18 protein-coding genes are annotated in these 15,452 nt (G+C 59.2%); 8 read left to right on the top strand and 10 right to left on the bottom strand.

Translation table 11 applies throughout. The features are described from left to right. Window positions 1–77 precede the first annotated feature (77 nt). From AC2FFH_RS08185 to AC2FFH_RS08155, 7 genes are all read left to right on the top strand, one after another. Window positions 78–1,268, top strand: coding sequence for a phosphoglycerate kinase (locus tag AC2FFH_RS08185; RefSeq protein ID WP_496766992.1), 1,191 nt, complete (start codon window positions 78–80; stop codon window positions 1,266–1,268). 61 nt (window positions 1,269–1,329) lie between these two features. Continuing rightward, on the top strand, window positions 1,330–1,674 hold the full coding sequence (locus tag AC2FFH_RS08180; protein WP_496766991.1) for a lysozyme inhibitor LprI family protein: 345 nt from the start codon (window positions 1,330–1,332) through the stop codon (window positions 1,672–1,674). 164 nt (window positions 1,675–1,838) lie between these two features. Beyond that, a complete protein-coding gene (locus AC2FFH_RS08175) occupies window positions 1,839–2,138 on the top strand; it encodes an FtsB family cell division protein (RefSeq protein ID WP_496766990.1) in 300 nt (99 codons plus the stop codon). A gap of 163 nt (window positions 2,139–2,301) precedes the next feature. Then, window positions 2,302–3,291 carry a pyruvate dehydrogenase (acetyl-transferring) E1 component subunit alpha gene (pdhA, locus tag AC2FFH_RS08170; protein ID WP_058273998.1) on the top strand — a complete coding sequence of 330 codons (990 nt, stop codon included), beginning with the start codon at window positions 2,302–2,304 and terminating at the stop codon, window positions 3,289–3,291. Window positions 3,292–3,306: 15 nt separating this feature from the next. Then, window positions 3,307–4,680, top strand: coding sequence for a pyruvate dehydrogenase complex E1 component subunit beta (locus AC2FFH_RS08165; protein ID WP_496766989.1), 1,374 nt, complete (start codon window positions 3,307–3,309; stop codon window positions 4,678–4,680). Window positions 4,681–4,694: 14 nt separating this feature from the next. Continuing rightward, entirely contained in the window at window positions 4,695–5,993 is a 1,299-nt protein-coding gene (locus tag AC2FFH_RS08160) for a pyruvate dehydrogenase complex dihydrolipoamide acetyltransferase (RefSeq protein WP_496844174.1), read from the top strand. A 147-nt stretch (window positions 5,994–6,140) separates the two neighbouring features. Further along, window positions 6,141–6,377 (top strand): hypothetical protein, encoded by a 237-nt coding sequence (locus tag AC2FFH_RS08155; RefSeq protein ID WP_496844173.1) that lies wholly within the window; start codon window positions 6,141–6,143, stop codon window positions 6,375–6,377. 6 nt (window positions 6,378–6,383) lie between these two features. On the opposite strand, the gene cysE is transcribed toward AC2FFH_RS08155, so the two are convergent. Then, a complete protein-coding gene (cysE, locus tag AC2FFH_RS08150; RefSeq protein ID WP_058277511.1) occupies window positions 6,384–7,193 on the bottom strand; it encodes a serine O-acetyltransferase in 810 nt (269 codons plus the stop codon). An 84-nt stretch (window positions 7,194–7,277) separates the two neighbouring features. On the opposite strand from cysE, the gene AC2FFH_RS08145 reads away from it, so the two are divergent. Further along, the gene (locus AC2FFH_RS08145; RefSeq protein ID WP_496766986.1) at window positions 7,278–7,616 is read left to right on the top strand and encodes a TraR/DksA family transcriptional regulator; all 339 of its coding nucleotides are present in this window, start codon (window positions 7,278–7,280) and stop codon (window positions 7,614–7,616) included. On the opposite strand, the gene AC2FFH_RS08140 is transcribed toward AC2FFH_RS08145, so the two are convergent. The 9 genes from AC2FFH_RS08140 to AC2FFH_RS08100 are packed head-to-tail and all read right to left on the bottom strand — an operon-like array spanning window position 7,597 to window position 15,442. Continuing rightward, window positions 7,597–7,893 (bottom strand): DUF7742 family protein, encoded by a 297-nt coding sequence (locus AC2FFH_RS08140; protein ID WP_496766985.1) that lies wholly within the window; start codon window positions 7,891–7,893, stop codon window positions 7,597–7,599. The two genes, AC2FFH_RS08145 and AC2FFH_RS08140, sit on opposite strands and share 20 nt — an antisense overlap. 7 nt (window positions 7,894–7,900) lie before the next feature. After that, complete coding sequence (locus AC2FFH_RS08135; protein ID WP_496766984.1) at window positions 7,901–11,869, bottom strand: baseplate multidomain protein megatron; 3,969 nt, start codon at window positions 11,867–11,869, stop codon at window positions 7,901–7,903. Then, a complete protein-coding gene (locus tag AC2FFH_RS08130; protein ID WP_496766983.1) occupies window positions 11,870–12,316 on the bottom strand; it encodes an NlpC/P60 family protein in 447 nt (148 codons plus the stop codon). Then, window positions 12,313–13,200, bottom strand: a complete 888-nt coding sequence (locus AC2FFH_RS08125) for a phage/gene transfer agent baseplate hub protein (RefSeq protein ID WP_496844172.1) — start codon at window positions 13,198–13,200, stop codon at window positions 12,313–12,315. Before AC2FFH_RS08125 ends, AC2FFH_RS08130 begins: the two co-directional genes overlap by 4 nt. Continuing rightward, window positions 13,200–13,832, bottom strand: a complete 633-nt coding sequence (locus AC2FFH_RS08120) for a phage distal tail protein, Rcc01695 family (RefSeq protein WP_496766981.1) — start codon at window positions 13,830–13,832, stop codon at window positions 13,200–13,202. Before AC2FFH_RS08120 ends, AC2FFH_RS08125 begins: the two co-directional genes overlap by 1 nt. Window positions 13,833–13,848: 16 nt before the next feature. Further along, entirely contained in the window at window positions 13,849–14,511 is a 663-nt protein-coding gene (locus AC2FFH_RS08115) for an RcGTA-type gene transfer agent tail tape measure protein (protein ID WP_496722543.1), read from the bottom strand. Further along, window positions 14,498–14,707: a rcc01693 family protein gene (locus AC2FFH_RS08110; RefSeq protein ID WP_496844171.1), complete on the bottom strand. Its 210-nt coding sequence runs from the start codon at window positions 14,705–14,707 to the stop codon at window positions 14,498–14,500. Before AC2FFH_RS08110 ends, AC2FFH_RS08115 begins: the two co-directional genes overlap by 14 nt. Then, entirely contained in the window at window positions 14,704–15,024 is a 321-nt protein-coding gene (locus AC2FFH_RS08105) for a gene transfer agent family protein (protein WP_496723416.1), read from the bottom strand. Before AC2FFH_RS08105 ends, AC2FFH_RS08110 begins: the two co-directional genes overlap by 4 nt. 4 nt (window positions 15,025–15,028) lie before the next feature. Then, window positions 15,029–15,442, bottom strand: a complete 414-nt coding sequence (locus AC2FFH_RS08100; protein WP_496696792.1) for a phage major tail protein, TP901-1 family — start codon at window positions 15,440–15,442, stop codon at window positions 15,029–15,031. Window positions 15,443–15,452 lie beyond the last annotated feature (10 nt).

Raw genomic sequence — 15,452 nt, 5'->3', positions numbered from 1 at the left:
AGTGACGCATTGACCTGACGGCAAAATGCAGGAAAAGAACCGCCTAAGTCACTTTCATATTTGTCGAGGATTGCGCGATGGGCTGGAAAACACTGGACGACATGGACCTGAACGGCAAACGCGTGTTGGTGCGCGTGGATATCAACGTGCCGGTAGTCGACGGCGTGGTGACCGACGCCACCCGTATCGAGCGCATCGTGCCGACCGTGAAGGACATCTTGGCCGCTGGCGGCAAGCCCATCCTGCTGGCGCATTTCGGGCGTCCGGGCGGCGAACGTCGCCAAAACCTGTCGCTGAAGCAGCTTGTTCCGACATTGGAGGCAGCCTTTGGCACCAAGGTTCGGTTTGGCGATGACTGCGTGGGGATCGAGGCGGAAACAGCGGCAGCAAACCTCAGCGCTGGCGAAGTGTTATTGCTGGAAAACACGCGCTTTCACGCGGCGGAAACCAAAAACAGCCCGGAACTGGCGGCCGGCATGGCAAAGATGGGCGACGTCTATTGTAATGATGCCTTCTCGGCCGCACACCGCGCACACAGCTCGACTGAAGCACTGGCCCGGTTGTTGCCCGCCTGCGCGGGCCGCCTGATGCAGCAAGAGCTGAGCGCGTTGGAAGCCGCGCTAGGCGCGCCTAAACGCCCGGTTACTGCGGTTGTCGGCGGTGCCAAGGTTTCGACCAAGTTGGACCTGTTGGGCAACCTGATCGAAAAGGTGGATTACCTGATCATCGGCGGGGGCATGGCGAACACCTTCCTTGTCGCACAAGGCGTGAATGTCGGCAAATCGCTGGCGGAAACCGCGATGAAAGACACGGCGGCCGAGATCCTGGCCAAGGCCGAAACGACCGGCTGCCAGATCGTCCTACCTCGCGATGTCGTCGTCGCTGAAAAGTTCGAGGCCCACGCCCCCAATCAGGTCCTGCCAGCCGATCAATGCCCTGCAGACGGCATGATCCTTGACGCCGGTCCCGAGACTGTTGCTGAAATCACCGCGATTTTTGAGAAGAGCCAAACGCTCATCTGGAACGGTCCGCTGGGCGCGTTCGAGATTGAACCCTTTGATGCCGCGACCAACGCAGCGGCCTTGAAGGCGGCCGAACTGACACGGTCCGGACAGCTTGTGTCGGTCGCAGGCGGTGGTGACACGGTCGCTGCGCTGAATGCGTCCGGTGCCGCAAAGGATTTCTCTTACATCTCGACTGCCGGTGGCGCGTTCCTGGAATGGATGGAAGGCAAAATTCTTCCCGGCGTCGCGGCACTGGATCAGTAACCCCTGTCTGTCTGGCAATCGGCATTCATGGTACTCTCTCTGTCATACCGGGAGATGTGCCATGAAAGCTATTGCCGTCCTTGCCACCACTCTGCTGCCCATCACGACATATGCGCAATCCCATTGCGATGGCCAAACACAGGTTGACGCCAATTTCTGCGCCAAAGAAAAATGGGAAATTGCAGATCAAGAGCTGAACCGCCTTTGGTCAGAGATCAAACCCGCATCGGACGCGCGCGGTGATGGCCAAGCCCTGCTGACCGAGCAACGCGCTTGGCTGAAACGCCGTGACGTGACCTGTGACCCCGAGCTGGACAGCGACGGTAGCGCGGCCCCCATGTTCTATTGGGCCTGCATGGAAGAACAAACCCTGCAACGCAACCAGGCGCTGGAAGCCTGGCGATAACCGCTTTTTTCCCAGCCAAATTCATCAGGCGAACATATTTTTTCTGCTGATCATCAAAAATTGCGAATCGAGGGATTCACAAGCCGAATCACCTGTGACATAGTGCAGGCAGATGTCCGAAAAGGGCACGTTTTTGAGGCAGACTTCATACGGCGGTAAACAGAGTGTCCCGTTCCCATCGGCCCGGTTTGGGCTCAGTTGTATTCTTCATGGTGGCTTTCACGCTGAGTGTTTATTTCACCTTCGCCGCCGTGCAGGGCGACTATGGCCTGTTCCGACGGGTCGAGATTGCAGCGGAACGGGACGCCCTGTCGCGCGACCTGGCCAAACTTGACGCCGAAATCACGGAAATGGAAAACCTGACGCGCCGCCTGTCAGACAATTACCTGGATCTGGATCTTCTGGATCAGCAGGCGCGGTCCGTGCTGGGCATGATCCGCTCGGATGAGATCGTCATTCGCTGACCCCCCCACCAATGGATGCCACCCCACGGGTTAACCGCATGATCACGCGCTGAATTCTGCCTTGCCGGACGCTGCGTCACATTTCCCCTCGCCAGAAAGCAACAAATGCTTTATGAGATAGTTTAACGCTAAACTATCTTGCCGAGAGGGGGAGATCGCCACAATGGCTGCGCGAAAAACCACAAAGAAACCAAATGTTTCTGCGGAAGAACTTACCGAATACTACCGTGAAATGCTGCTGATCCGCCGATTCGAGGAAAAGGCCGGTCAGCTCTATGGCATGGGTCTGATTGGCGGTTTCTGCCACCTCTACATCGGCCAAGAGGCCGTTGTTGTCGGCCTTGAGGCTGCGACCGAAGAAGGTGACAAGCGTATTACCTCATACCGCGACCACGGCCATATGTTGGCCTGCGGCATGGATCCAGGCGGCGTGATGGCCGAGCTGACCGGGCGCATCGGTGGTCTGTCCAAAGGTAAGGGCGGCTCGATGCACATGTTCTCGAAAGAGAAGCATTTCTATGGTGGTCACGGCATCGTTGGCGCACAGGTTCCGCTGGGTGCGGGACTGGCCTTTGCGGACAAATACAAGGGCAATGGTCGCGTGACCTTCACCTATTTCGGTGACGGCGCTGCGAACCAGGGCCAGGTCTATGAGACCTTCAACATGGCCGCCCTTTGGGATCTGCCGGTGGTGTTCGTGATCGAGAACAACCAATACGCCATGGGTACGGCGCAGGCGCGCTCGACCTCGACCAAAGATATCTACCACCGCGGCGAAGCGTTCGGCATCCCAGGTGAGATCGTCAACGGCATGGATGTACTGGCTGTCAAAGCCGCTGGGGAAAAGGCTGTCGCGCACTGCCGTGCGGGCAAAGGCCCCTATATTCTTGAGATCAAAACCTACCGCTACCGCGGCCACTCGATGTCCGACCCGGCCAAGTACCGCACCCGCGAAGAGGTTCAGAAAGTCCGCGAACAAAGCGACCCGATCGAACATGTGCGCGAACTGCTGCTGACCGGCAAACACGCGACCGAGGATGATCTGAAGGCGATCGACAAAGAGATCAAAGAGATCGTCAATCAAGCCGCCGAATTCTCGAAAGAAAGCCCCGAGCCTTCCGTCGAAGAGCTCTGGACCGACATTTACGCCTGAGAGGACGATTAAGACATGGCAACCGAAATTCTCATGCCCGCCCTTTCGCCCACAATGGAAGAGGGCACATTGGCCAAGTGGCTGATCAAGGAAGGCGACACCGTATCCAGCGGCGATATTATGGCCGAGATCGAAACCGACAAGGCGACGATGGAGTTCGAAGCCGTCGATGAAGGCATCGTCGGCAAGATCCTGATCGCCGAAGGCACCGAGGGGGTTAAAGTGAACACCCCTATCGCAGTGCTGGTTGAAGAAGGCGAAGACGCCTCGGCCATCCTAGCGGCTGCGCCCGCAGGCGCGGCGGTGGCTGAGGCTGCCCCCCTGGCAGCAGAAGCCCCCGCCCCCGCTGCAACCGCACCTGCGGCACCCAAGGTGGATCTTTCCCCGGACTGGCCGGCGGATGCACCAATGGTCCAGCAGACCGTGCGTGAAGCTTTGCGCGACGCGATGGCCGAAGAAATGCGTGGTGACGAAGACGTTTACCTGATGGGCGAAGAAGTCGCCGAGTATCAGGGCGCCTACAAAATCAGCCAGGGCATGCTGGACGAATTCGGCAGCAAGCGCGTGATCGACACCCCGATTACCGAACACGGGTTTGCCGGCATCGCTGTCGGATCCGCCATGGCCGGACTGAAACCGATTGTCGAGTTCATGACCTTCAACTTCGCCATGCAGGCGATTGACCAGATCATCAACTCGGCGGCCAAGACGCTGTACATGTCCGGTGGTCAGATGGGTTGCCCCATCGTATTCCGTGGCCCCAACGGTGCCGCTGCTCGCGTCGGTGCGCAGCACAGCCAGGATTACGCTGCGTGGTATATGCAAGTGCCTGGCCTGAAAGTGGTAATGCCTTATTCGGCGGCTGACGCCAAAGGACTGTTGAAATCAGCGATCCGCGATCCGAACCCGGTTGTGTTCTTGGAAAACGAAATCCTTTACGGCCGTTCTTTTGACATGCCGCAGGTGGATGATCTGACCGTCCCGCTGGGCAAGGCACGTATCTGGCGCGAAGGTTCGGACGTGACCATCGTTAGCTTTGGCATCGGCATGCAATATGCGCTTGAGGCCGCCGACAAGCTGGCCGAGGACGGTATCAGTGCCGAGGTGATCGACCTGCGCACTATCCGGCCAATGGACACAGGCGCGATCATCAACTCGGTGATGAAGACCAACCGTCTGGTGACCGTCGAAGAAGGCTGGCCGCAAGGCTCGGTCGGCGGCTACATCTCATCCGTGGTGATGCAAGAGGCGTTCGATTACCTCGACGCGCCGGTCATCAACTGCACCGGCAAGGATGTTCCGATGCCTTATGCCGCAAATCTGGAAAAACTGGCGCTGATCACAACCGAAGAAGTGATCGCAGCCGTCAAACAAGTGACCTACCGGTAAGGAGCGACAGACAGATGCCCACGGAAATTCTGATGCCCGCCCTGTCGCCGACCATGGAGGAAGGCACCCTTGCCAAATGGCTGGTCAAGGAAGGCGATACCGTCTCGTCCGGCGACCTGCTGGCGGAGATTGAAACCGACAAAGCCACGATGGAATTCGAGGCCGTCGACGAAGGCACAATCGGCAAGATCCTGATCCCCGAAGGCACCGAAGGGGTCAAAGTAAACACCGCGATCGCGGTGCTGCTGGAAGACGGCGAAAGCGCGGATGACATTGCCGCTGCGCCGGCGGCTGCTCCTGCTGCTTCCGCGAGCAACGAGGCTGCCGCGCCAGCTGCACCCGAGGCGCCCGCCCTTGCTTCGGCTGTTCCGGCCAAGGCGGATGGCGGTCGGATCTTCGCATCTCCTCTGGCCCGCCGTATCGCGGCCCAGAAAGGTCTGGATCTGGCGCAGATCGCTGGTTCTGGCCCACATGGGCGGATCGTGAAAGCAGATGTCGAAGGCGCAACTGCAACTGCCCCGGCTCCGGCTGCCGCATCCGCACCCGCCGCTGCTGCACCGGCAGCCGCCGCAGCTCCGGCCGGTCCGTCCGCGGATGCTGTTGCCCGGATGTACGAAGGTCGCGACTACGAAGAGATCAAGCTTGACGGGATGCGCAAGACCATCGCTGCCCGCCTGTCCGAGGCCAAGCAGACGATCCCGCATTTCTACCTGCGCCGCGATATCAAGCTGGACGCGTTGCTCAAGTTCCGCAGCCAGCTGAACAAGCAGTTGGAAGGCCGCGGCGTAAAGTTGAGCGTCAACGACTTCATCATCAAGGCTGTCGCCAACGCGCTGCAACAGGTTCCCGAATGTAACGCCGTCTGGGCCGGTGATCGGGTTCTGCAGCTTAAGCCCTCGGACGTGGCTGTCGCAGTCGCCATCGAAGGCGGATTGTTTACTCCGGTTCTGCAAGACGCCGACACTAAATCGCTGTCCGCATTGTCGACCGAGATGAAGGACCTTGCCGGGCGTGCCCGCGAACGCAAGCTGGCACCGCATGAATATCAGGGCGGCACATTCGCGGTCTCGAACCTTGGCATGTTCGGTATCGACAATTTCGACGCCATCGTGAACCCGCCGCATGCAGGCATCTTGGCAGTGGGAACCGGGCTGAAAAAACCGGTTGTCGGCGATGACGGTGAACTGACAGTAGCTACTGTTATGTCGGTGACAATGTCTGTCGATCATCGAGTCATTGACGGTGCGCTTGGCGCCCAGTTGCTGCAAGCCATTGTGGACAACCTGGAAAACCCGATGGTCATGCTGGCCTAAGGAAAATCAGGGTCGCGCCGATACCAGACCGGCGCGACCCAACCAGATCACAACCGTCATGTGAGAGCTTGTGATCACCGCGCGTGTTGCGCCGACGACTACCGTCAACCACCTTGTCTGAATGAAAATCACGGACACAGGCGACCTATGACTTCCACCTATTCGGTAAACTTCTTGCTGGTTACAACACTTGTGTTTGGTATGCCGACGGTTGCGGCGGCGAAGCCAAATACCTATCCGGGTGAACATTCCGCCTTCAGTTCTGATCCAGCCGAGACGGTCAAAAGTGAAGCTGAACGCGCGAAAAGGAAAGAAGAACGAAAAAAGCGGCGTGAAGAACGGCGGCGCAAGCGGTCGATCAAAAAGAACGACCGCTTGAACTGACTTGAGTTACTGGTCTTTGCCCAGCATGTGATCCATCGAGATCGAGGGTTGATCGCACCCGGCCTCTCCGACGATCTTGGCCGGTATTCCAGCCACGGTTTTGCAAGCAGGCACTTCCTGCAGCACCACCGAGCCTGCAGCAATACGACTGCAGTGGCCAACTACGATATTGCCCAGAACTTTGGCACCTGCCCCGATCAGCACCCCATCGCCAATCGTGGGGTGGCGCTGTTCTTCTTCCTTGCCGGTCCCGCCAAGGGTCACCGAATGCAACATCGAGACGTTGTCGCCAACGATCGCCGTTTCACCAATCACGATCGAATGCGCGTGGTCGATCATGATACCTTTGCCGATCTTTGCCGCGGGGTGGATATCAATCCCGAAAATCTCGGACGAGCGCATCTGAAAGAAATACGCCAGATCGTAACGCCCCTTGCGCCACAACCAGTGCCCCACGCGATAGGCTTGCATCGCCTGATACCCTTTGAAGTAAAGGATTGGTTGCAACAGGCGGTGGCAGGCCGGGTCGCGTTCGTAGACGGCCATCAAATCCGCGCGCGCAGCTTCGAGCAGTGCGGGGTCGTCGGCATAGGCTTCGTCCACGATCTCGCGCAGTACCATCATCGACATTTCGTTCGAGCACAGCTTGGCCGCAATCCGGTAGGACAGCGCCCGTTCCAGGCTGCGGTGGTGCAAGATACAGGCGTGAACCAGCCCACCCATCAAAGGCTCAATCTCAACTGCCGACTGAGCTTCGGCGGTGATGCGATCCCAAACAGGGTCGACGGGGGTCACGTGGCTGCGCGTTTCGAACATGGCTTTTCATCCTTTGCTGCGCCTAGAATGCCATTTAGTTGTAAAATCACCAAACGCAAACCCGTGATCTGCAGGGCAACGAAAATGAATGAAGCCCAGTTGGAGGATTTCGAAGCCCGTATCCGCGCGCGATTGGACGAATTGGCCGCACATTCTGCGCTTGGAACCGAGGCACAAGCAGTTGTTGAACTGGACCAACAGGCAGTCGGGCGGCTCAGCCGGATGGACGCCCTGCAAAATCAGGCCATGGCCAAGGCTCAGCAAGCGAATCGGGATATCGAAACACGCCGATTGTCAGTGGCCCTGACCCGGGTCAAGGATGGTGAATTCGGGTATTGCGAGGATTGCGGCGAAGAGATTCCGGTTGGTCGTCTGAACCTTGATCCAGCGGCCAGCAAGTGCGTCAGCTGCGCATCCGGGTAACGCGGAATTGAACCAGGCATCGCAGAACCATCTCAAAACACTGGCAATATTGCAAATCGTCAAAGCTTGGCTCGTTGGCTAATGGCCGGGTTCGGGCCACTGTCATCAATGAGCCATTACCAAACAGCGGGTGTAGCCGGCCTGTATTGCCGACATAGATGTCGGCCAGTTCAGCTTCGTTGATCATTCTGGTGCACAGGCGTTCCCGGTCGGAAGGCGGCGCGTTTAGCAACACCCGCGCCGCGGCACTTACATCGCCGTGCAAAACAGGACGCATACGTGCCTTACCCAACCAGAAGACGTGCGGCGGGACCCGGCCCGTAGCTGGCTGAGATCTGTGCCACATCAACCTCGTAAGTGCCGGTTACGCCATCGGCGGCTTTCATCGTAGATGGGTATGTCCAGCGCGGCTCTGACGTAACCTGTTCGCGTATTGCTGACCCGTTGATCCTGATTTTCACCAGATAGGATTCAGTCTCTTCCCCCAACGGCACGTCAAATCCATCCCAGCCATCGCCGTCCAGCCGGGTTCGACGGATCCACGAAATTTCGTCACCCGCTCCGATTTTTGCCGATTTGACATGCACCGGAGCATATGGCCGAAGTCCGTTGCCGTCGAAGGCGTGAACCTGGTGGAGGAAAGAAGGATCGTCGTAGGCACGTGTTCCCGGCCCAATGCGATAATGTTTCGCCACGCGCCGTTCAGACCGCAGCAACCCGGTTTGGAAAACTCTTTCATCCAGCAAGACAAAAGTTGAACCTTCAGGCCAGGTGTCGGGCATGACACTGTCCGTCCCCAATTGCCCGCGCAGACGCCCTGAAAGGGCGTAGGTCCCCTGACCCACAAGTTCGGCGCTGGCGAACTGGAACAGTTCCCAGTTGCCGGGCGTCCCGTCCCCTATTGCGGCCAGATTGGCACCATTCAACAAAGCGTCGCGCGGGCGCGATTCCAGCAAGCCATCGACCAGCCTGACGCGCAGCGGCGCACCGTCGTCCCAAACCCCTACGCCGGCGCGCCGCAAAGGCGATTGAGTAAACCCGATGACGGCCTGTGCCGAGATAACCTCTTGCAAGGTATAATCCTCATCATTCACGGCCGAATACACTGCGGCGCTGCCAGGCCAGGGGTCGGCGGACACAGCCAGGAAAGGCGCATGCGGCACCTCTGAGCCGGTTATCAGCGGCAGATCCATGAAAACCGGCAGAACCGGAACCGGGGCGACGAAGGGCTTGGTCGAGACTATGTCATCAGGCAGGTCAGACGGCGCGTACATTCCTGGTTCGATCCGAACGGCATCCGCCAATTGCATCTCGGCTTGCTCCAGTCGATCGATCCTGAAACGCGCACCCTGCCCGCCCTCACCCAGGCTGACGACATCCCCCGCGCCGATGTGCCCCAACGAAGGCGGCAGCGCAAAGCGCACGGTTTCGCGGGACACCCGCGCCTCGCTTAGCCACCGTTCCGCCGTCTGACGACCTTCGGCACGGGTCATGGACAGGGGCATCTCGTTGACAGACACCGAATGGGTCCGCGTGTCGGGCAGAACGGCCTCTTCCGCGATGATGTCATGATCCCCATCCGATTGAACAAAGCGCAAGCGCACCCGGCCAGTCATTTCAGCCTCAGCTTCGCGGCGATGTTCGATACCGGCCTCAATATCCGAGCTGAGCGCCAGATGTTCCTGATTTAGTGTGATGGCGCGTTGCCCATTGCGCATCTGGAACCGCAATACGCCATCCCTCTCGATTGCATCGAAACCATAGCGCAGCATCAGCGGCTGCAAGGCTGATCGCGCGTCCGAGACCTGTTCAATAGCATAGCCGCGCACCAAACCATAAAGGCGCGACGTGTCGATGTCGGTCACACCAGCCCCGTGACAAATCTCGGTCACTACCGATGCCAGCGTGCGCGACCCCGACCGCCCGTTCAACCAATGCCCTCGCGCGTAGTTCTCACCATCACTCCACTGGCTTTGCAGATTCGGGAAGGTTGGATATGGTCGCGCATCCCAAGCCCAGAGATAGGCATTGGACAGATCAATCATGCGGCCGCCGTAAGTATTGGAAACCGGGTTGTTTTTTGCCTCGGACCAATAGCCCAAAATCGCCTTGAGATATTGCACCTGAATGAAATCATCCCGCAGACCGTTGGAATAGCGCGGCAGCTTGGATTCCGAGGATTTCGGGTCCAGAAACTTGTTCGGCTGATTGGTGCCTTTGTCGATGGCCGCACAACCCAGTTCCGTGAACCAGATCGGCTTGGACCGAGGCACCCATGCGGTCCGATTGGCTTGACGCACGCCTCCGATCCGTTCGTGATGCGGTTGCGACCACCAGTTGCGAATATCCTTGTATCGCCAGATCCATGCCTCATCATGCGCCTGATCTTCGATCGCTGACCGGATCTGCGCTTTGGATTCCTCGGTCGAGGCGTAGTACCAGTCGTACCCTTCCCCACCTTCAACATTGCCGCGCAGGTAGTCCAGATCATAGATCGCATCTACGCCCGCTTTGGCGTCGGCGTGATCTTCTCCGTCCCGCCAGTCAGACAGGGGCATGTAGTTGTCGATACCAACGAAGTCGATATTGTCATCGGCCCAAAGCGGATCCAGATGAAAGTACCGGTCGCTGCCAGCATCGACGGGTTTGTAACCGAAATACTCGCTCCAGTCGGCCGCGTAGCCGATTTTGGTATCCGGCCCCAGGATTTTGCGCACTTCAGCCGCGAGGATCTGCATCTGCGCCACCGCAGGAAACCCGGTCGCGCCCCTGATTTGCGTCAGGCCGCGCATCTCGGATGCGATGCAGAACGACGACACACCGCCAGCTGCCTTGCAGAGCGCCGCATAGTGCAAAATGAAGCGGAACAAACCCCATTCTTGCGGGCCGGTATAGGTGACGGTGCCATCGGCGACGACAAAGTCACCAGCGCGGGCCTGGCCAAAGAATTGCGCAACCTGCGCGTCAGCCCCGGCTGTCTTATCCGGAGATCCGTTGCGGCCTGGTGCCTGGCTCAGCGTGATCCGCCCTCGCCAAGGCAGGTGCGGTTGATCGGTGGCATCAGACCACGGATCCGGCAGGCCATTGCCGCGCAACTGGTCCATCAAGATGAAGGGATAGAACATCACCCGCTTGCCGGATGTGTTCAGATGCCGGATCGCCTCGACCACCGACGCATCCGCAGGTGTCGCCCCATATACTGGTCGATCATTTTCGATCTGAACAACCTGTGCAGCAGCTCGGGATACGCCTGATACGCTCCACGGCATGTTCTCGCCATCAAACTCTTTGTGCAGGACCTTTGGCTGCACCTTGCACTGACCGCACCGCAGATCGTCGCCAAACCACGACACGACAAGCGACACCGCTTCGCAGGCGGGTAATTCAGCATTCAGCGCGTGAGTTGAGGTGATCAGATCGGAAACGCCCGAAGCCGAATGCACGTTCGCAGCCCAGCTTTGCCCCTGCCCTTTGGAATAATTCACCTGCCTGCTGGCCAGAGAATATTCGCCCGTACCCGGGATCATCGCCACGCCGCGCACGATCTGGGATACAGCACCGAGTGTGTCGGGCAGCCCCGGCTGTTCCTGTCGGACAACCTCAAAGGAAAACTGCGGGACCCGGTTGCCGAATGCAGCAAGCTGTAGGTCCTCGATCACCACATATGCGGTGCCCCGGTACGCAGGGACCTGTCCGGTGCCCTCGACCGCCTCGATCAACGGGTCAGGCAATTGATTGTCGGTGCCCTTGTACAGGCGCATATTCAGCCCGACGCGCTCAAGCTCTTCACCATCGGCCCAGATACGTGAGATGTCGGAGATCTGCCCAGCGCCCACGGCAATCGCCAGCGAGATCGAATAGCTGTAGGTATGCGTGGTCGTGGTTGTTGTGGCCGAGCTTGGCCGACGAGACCCTTTTCCACCCCGCGTGGATTGGGTTGTCGTGCTGGTGCTGCGGGTTTCCAGAAAGTCCGATGCCCAGATGATCTGCCCGCCAACACGCATACGGCCGAACACGGTAGTGACCGAAGCCCCCTCTCCGGTTTCGGTCAGGCGGAAACGATCCAGACGCCCGGTTTCGACAACCTCGCTGCCGCCACCCATCACAGATTGACTCATCAACCGCTGGTCGATTACCCGCCCCAAAGTCGCGCCGACAGCCCGGCCAATGATTGCCGTGGAAAGACCCGCGACAGTGCCACCGATCGAGCCACCAAGGGCAGCGCCTGCTGCGGAAAGTACAATCGTAGCCATTTACTTGACCTCCGGCGGGAATGCGAAACAGGCGACAACCCGGCGACGCCAAGGGTCGCTCAGGGCGTTTTCTACAACTCCGTGCCCGGAATATGCGTGAATGAACCGAGGGACCGCGCCGGTTTCGCTGACAACACCCACATGTTTGGCGACGCCGCCATCACGCATGCGGAACAGCAAAACGTCGCCTACTGCCAGTTCCGAGGGCCGCTTTGATGTCAAATTTCGGCGGGCCGCATCCCACATGCGTTCATCCCCCTGTGGCTCTGACCAGTCCATGCTGTAGTTCGGCACGGACTCCGGCTCAGCTCCGTACAGCGCGCGCCAGATGCCGCGTAGCAATCCCAAACAATCCGCCCCCGCGCCCCTGACGGACGCCTGATGCACATACGGCGTGCCTAGCCATCGGCGCGCTTCTGCAACTATGTCCTGCCGGTCTACTGTCATCGTCTGCTGCCCCCTTTATTCGGTTTGTCTTTCTTAGGAACAGCCATCACCCAATCCTCGCCTGGTAAGTCCGGAAAACCTTGGAAATTGATGAGGTTGTTGAACTTTCTTCGACAGGTCTCCATACGTTTATCGCACCCGGCGGTCAGCCGGACACGATCACCGACTGTCAGCCCGCCACTGATCCCCGTCCATAAGGTGACATTGCGCCCCCCCGGAATACGCTCATCCTGTTTCACCGACGCCCAAAGACCCGAGGCCGTGCCGGAAATCACATCCAAACGACCACGTTCGAACCATGCCATATCCGGCGCGTCCGCCCCTTTCAGTTGAAGCAAACTGCCCGACGACAGACTGACGATCTCCGCTTCTGCCTGAAAACCGGGCGTTGCCACGTTGAATCGGCAAGCGCCGTCGCCCAGCACTGCGGTGCATGGCTTTTGGTAAATCCGCCCCAAGGGCCGGTTCAGCAGATCGGTCAACCCTCGCAACTCAGCGTGAAACGCCCCGCCACCGCGCCGCATTTCCCCGATCGAGCCACGAAACTGTAATACCCTTTGTTCAGGGTTCACCCAGTTCACCAGCCAGGCCCGTACCTGAGCGCCGTCAAACCGCCCGGCTTCGATGTCTTCTTCCCTGATTGCCGCATCAGACAGCGCGCCCATCGCCTCGGAGTTGTCAATCGAAAGGCCTGTCGCCTGTTCGATCGCTGCCGCGGTCAGACCACTGCTCGCCTTGAAGACCAGCCCGTCAAAGCGCAGCTCCATATCATGATCGGTAAAGCCGTAAACCTGCCCATCCGTGCGCGTGATGGCCCAGCATCGACAGGTTGTCGTCAGCCCGCTTTGCAGGTGCTCCTGCAACCCCTGTGCATTACCGCCCATCAGACCCGCACCTCGACCACCGGAACGTTGGGCACGTCGCCTGCCTGAAAGCTGGCCACGCTGGTCTGGATCTTGTCGGTGTCAAAACGAACGGGCACGTCAAATTCGAACCCTGCCGTAATCTCGACGTCTTGCGGTGGCGCGTTCGTAAACGTGACCTGGCCCCGCGCCAGATCTACCTCGAAATCCACGCCTTCGCGCATTTCGTCCTGCTCAAGGCCAAGTTTGACGGTCCCTAGAACTGGCTTGAGGATCGGACGGACGTATTTGAACCCGCCAGAGTTGTAAGTTTTCAACAACTGGAACTCGGTCGTCTTGCCGTCGCCACGTGCAATGACCTGATCGGCATTGTCTACCTCAGCCGTTGCTGCGCCCGACTTGAAGTCAGACCAATCCTTCCACCGAAATCCGAACATCTGCCCCTGCCGCGCCTCGAAGAACGAAATCAGCGCTTCGATATCGTCAAGCGAGCGCATCCCGAGCCCGGCATCATAGCGTCGTCTTGAATGGGCCCAGGGCGTGTTGCGTTCTTCAAACCCGTTGGCCAGTGTCACGATATCTGTGCGCCGCTCGGGGCCGCCAACCGAACCAAAGCTCAAGCTGGCGGGAAATCTAACCTCATGGAAATTCATGGCCTGCTCCCTCAAGTTACCTGTTGCGATTGCCGCGCCCCAGTGCGCGGCTCATCTGCGCCGCAATCTGGCTTTGACTGCGACGGAACCCCTGAACGTCCGGGGTGGTGATGTTCATCACGACATTGACGGCACGCCCACCTCCCGAGGTGCGCACCCCAAGCTTACCGTCTGACCCGCGCGCCAAAGGCATGATCGCTTCGGGTCCGGCTTCCCCCATCAACCCGGTTCCGCCACGCATGGGAAATGTGGTTGGGCCGCTGACAACGCCGCCATTGGCGAAAGGCATCACCCGGCCTTGCGAAAAACTGCCACCGTCGGCAAATGGCAAAAGCCCCTGCACCAGACCGCCAACGGTTCCGGCCAGCATCCCGCCAAAGTGATCCGTCACCGGCTTGATCGCTGCCGAATACGCCGTGCGGATCATTGAGTTCTTCAAAACGTCCAGCGCATCGGACAGGTTCATCCCATCTAGCACTACGCCATCGAAGGCTTTGCGCAACCCGCTGGACATGCCGCGTTCCAGCGTCGCGACATCCTTGCCCGTTTCCTCAAACGCCGCGCTGATCCGTTTCATCTGGCCGTCAAAAGCAGCCGCCATAGATGCCGCGTCACCCAGCGAGTCTCCCAGCGCATCGCCGCGTTCCTGCAAGTCGTCAAACCCGTCACGATCCGTCATCACGCTCTCCTTGTAATTTGTCCGGGTAGGCCTTCAGCAACGCATCCAGGCCAGCCCGGTTCATCGCCGGGATCCCTGCGCCCTGCCCCAGCATCAGTTGCAATTCGGCCGGGGTCAGTCGCCAGAACTGATCCGGCGTCAGACGCAGGCCAACAAGCGCGGCCCGCATCAAGGCGGGCCAGTCGAACCCGCTCATGCCTGATCCGGCACCATGAAGGCCCGCGCCAACAACTCCGCTGCCGCACGCGCAGCTGCCATCGGGCCACCCTCAATTTCGGCGCTCAGCAGATCGGTGCGGTTGACGTCGCCGCCACCGCCTCGCAACCCGGCCACGATCAGTGCCAATACGTCACCACTGGAATAGGCTCCGCCTTCGAACCGTTGCACGAGTTCCACCAGCGAACCGGCACCCAGCTCTTGTTCCAATTCCGCTAAAGCACCCAGCGTCAGCTTCAGCACCCGCCGTTCTCCATCGATGGTCAAAGCCACCTCGCCTGTCCACGGATTGGCCATCGGCTTACAGCGCCGTAAAACTCAGCGCGCCGGCGCTGGCCAAACTCATCTCATAAGTCGCCTCGCCGTTGTGCGAGCCCGCATATTCGACACCTGTGACCTGAAACGGCCCGGCAACAATGCCGAAATCCGGGATGATGACCTGAAAATCCGGTGTTTCGCCGTCAAAGAACAATTGCCGCGCGCGTTCATCAGTCCCGGCGTCCTTGAACACTCCCGAGCCGGATATGGAAGCCGATTTGACCCCGGCACCCGATAGAAGTTCGCGCCAACCTCCCTGACTTTCCAGGCTGGTGACATCCACGCTTTCCGCGTTGAAGCTGACACGCGTGGCGCGCAATCCCGCGATCGTTTCAAACAGACCGCTGCCGTTCATATCCACTTTGACCAACAGGTCCTTGCCGTTCTGGGCACCCATATGCTCTCTC

It is taken from the genome of Ruegeria sp. YTSC003, assembly GCF_059609785.1.
The sequence above is the reverse complement of the archived record's forward strand: the minus strand, read 5'-3'. Positions and strand labels throughout refer to the sequence as shown.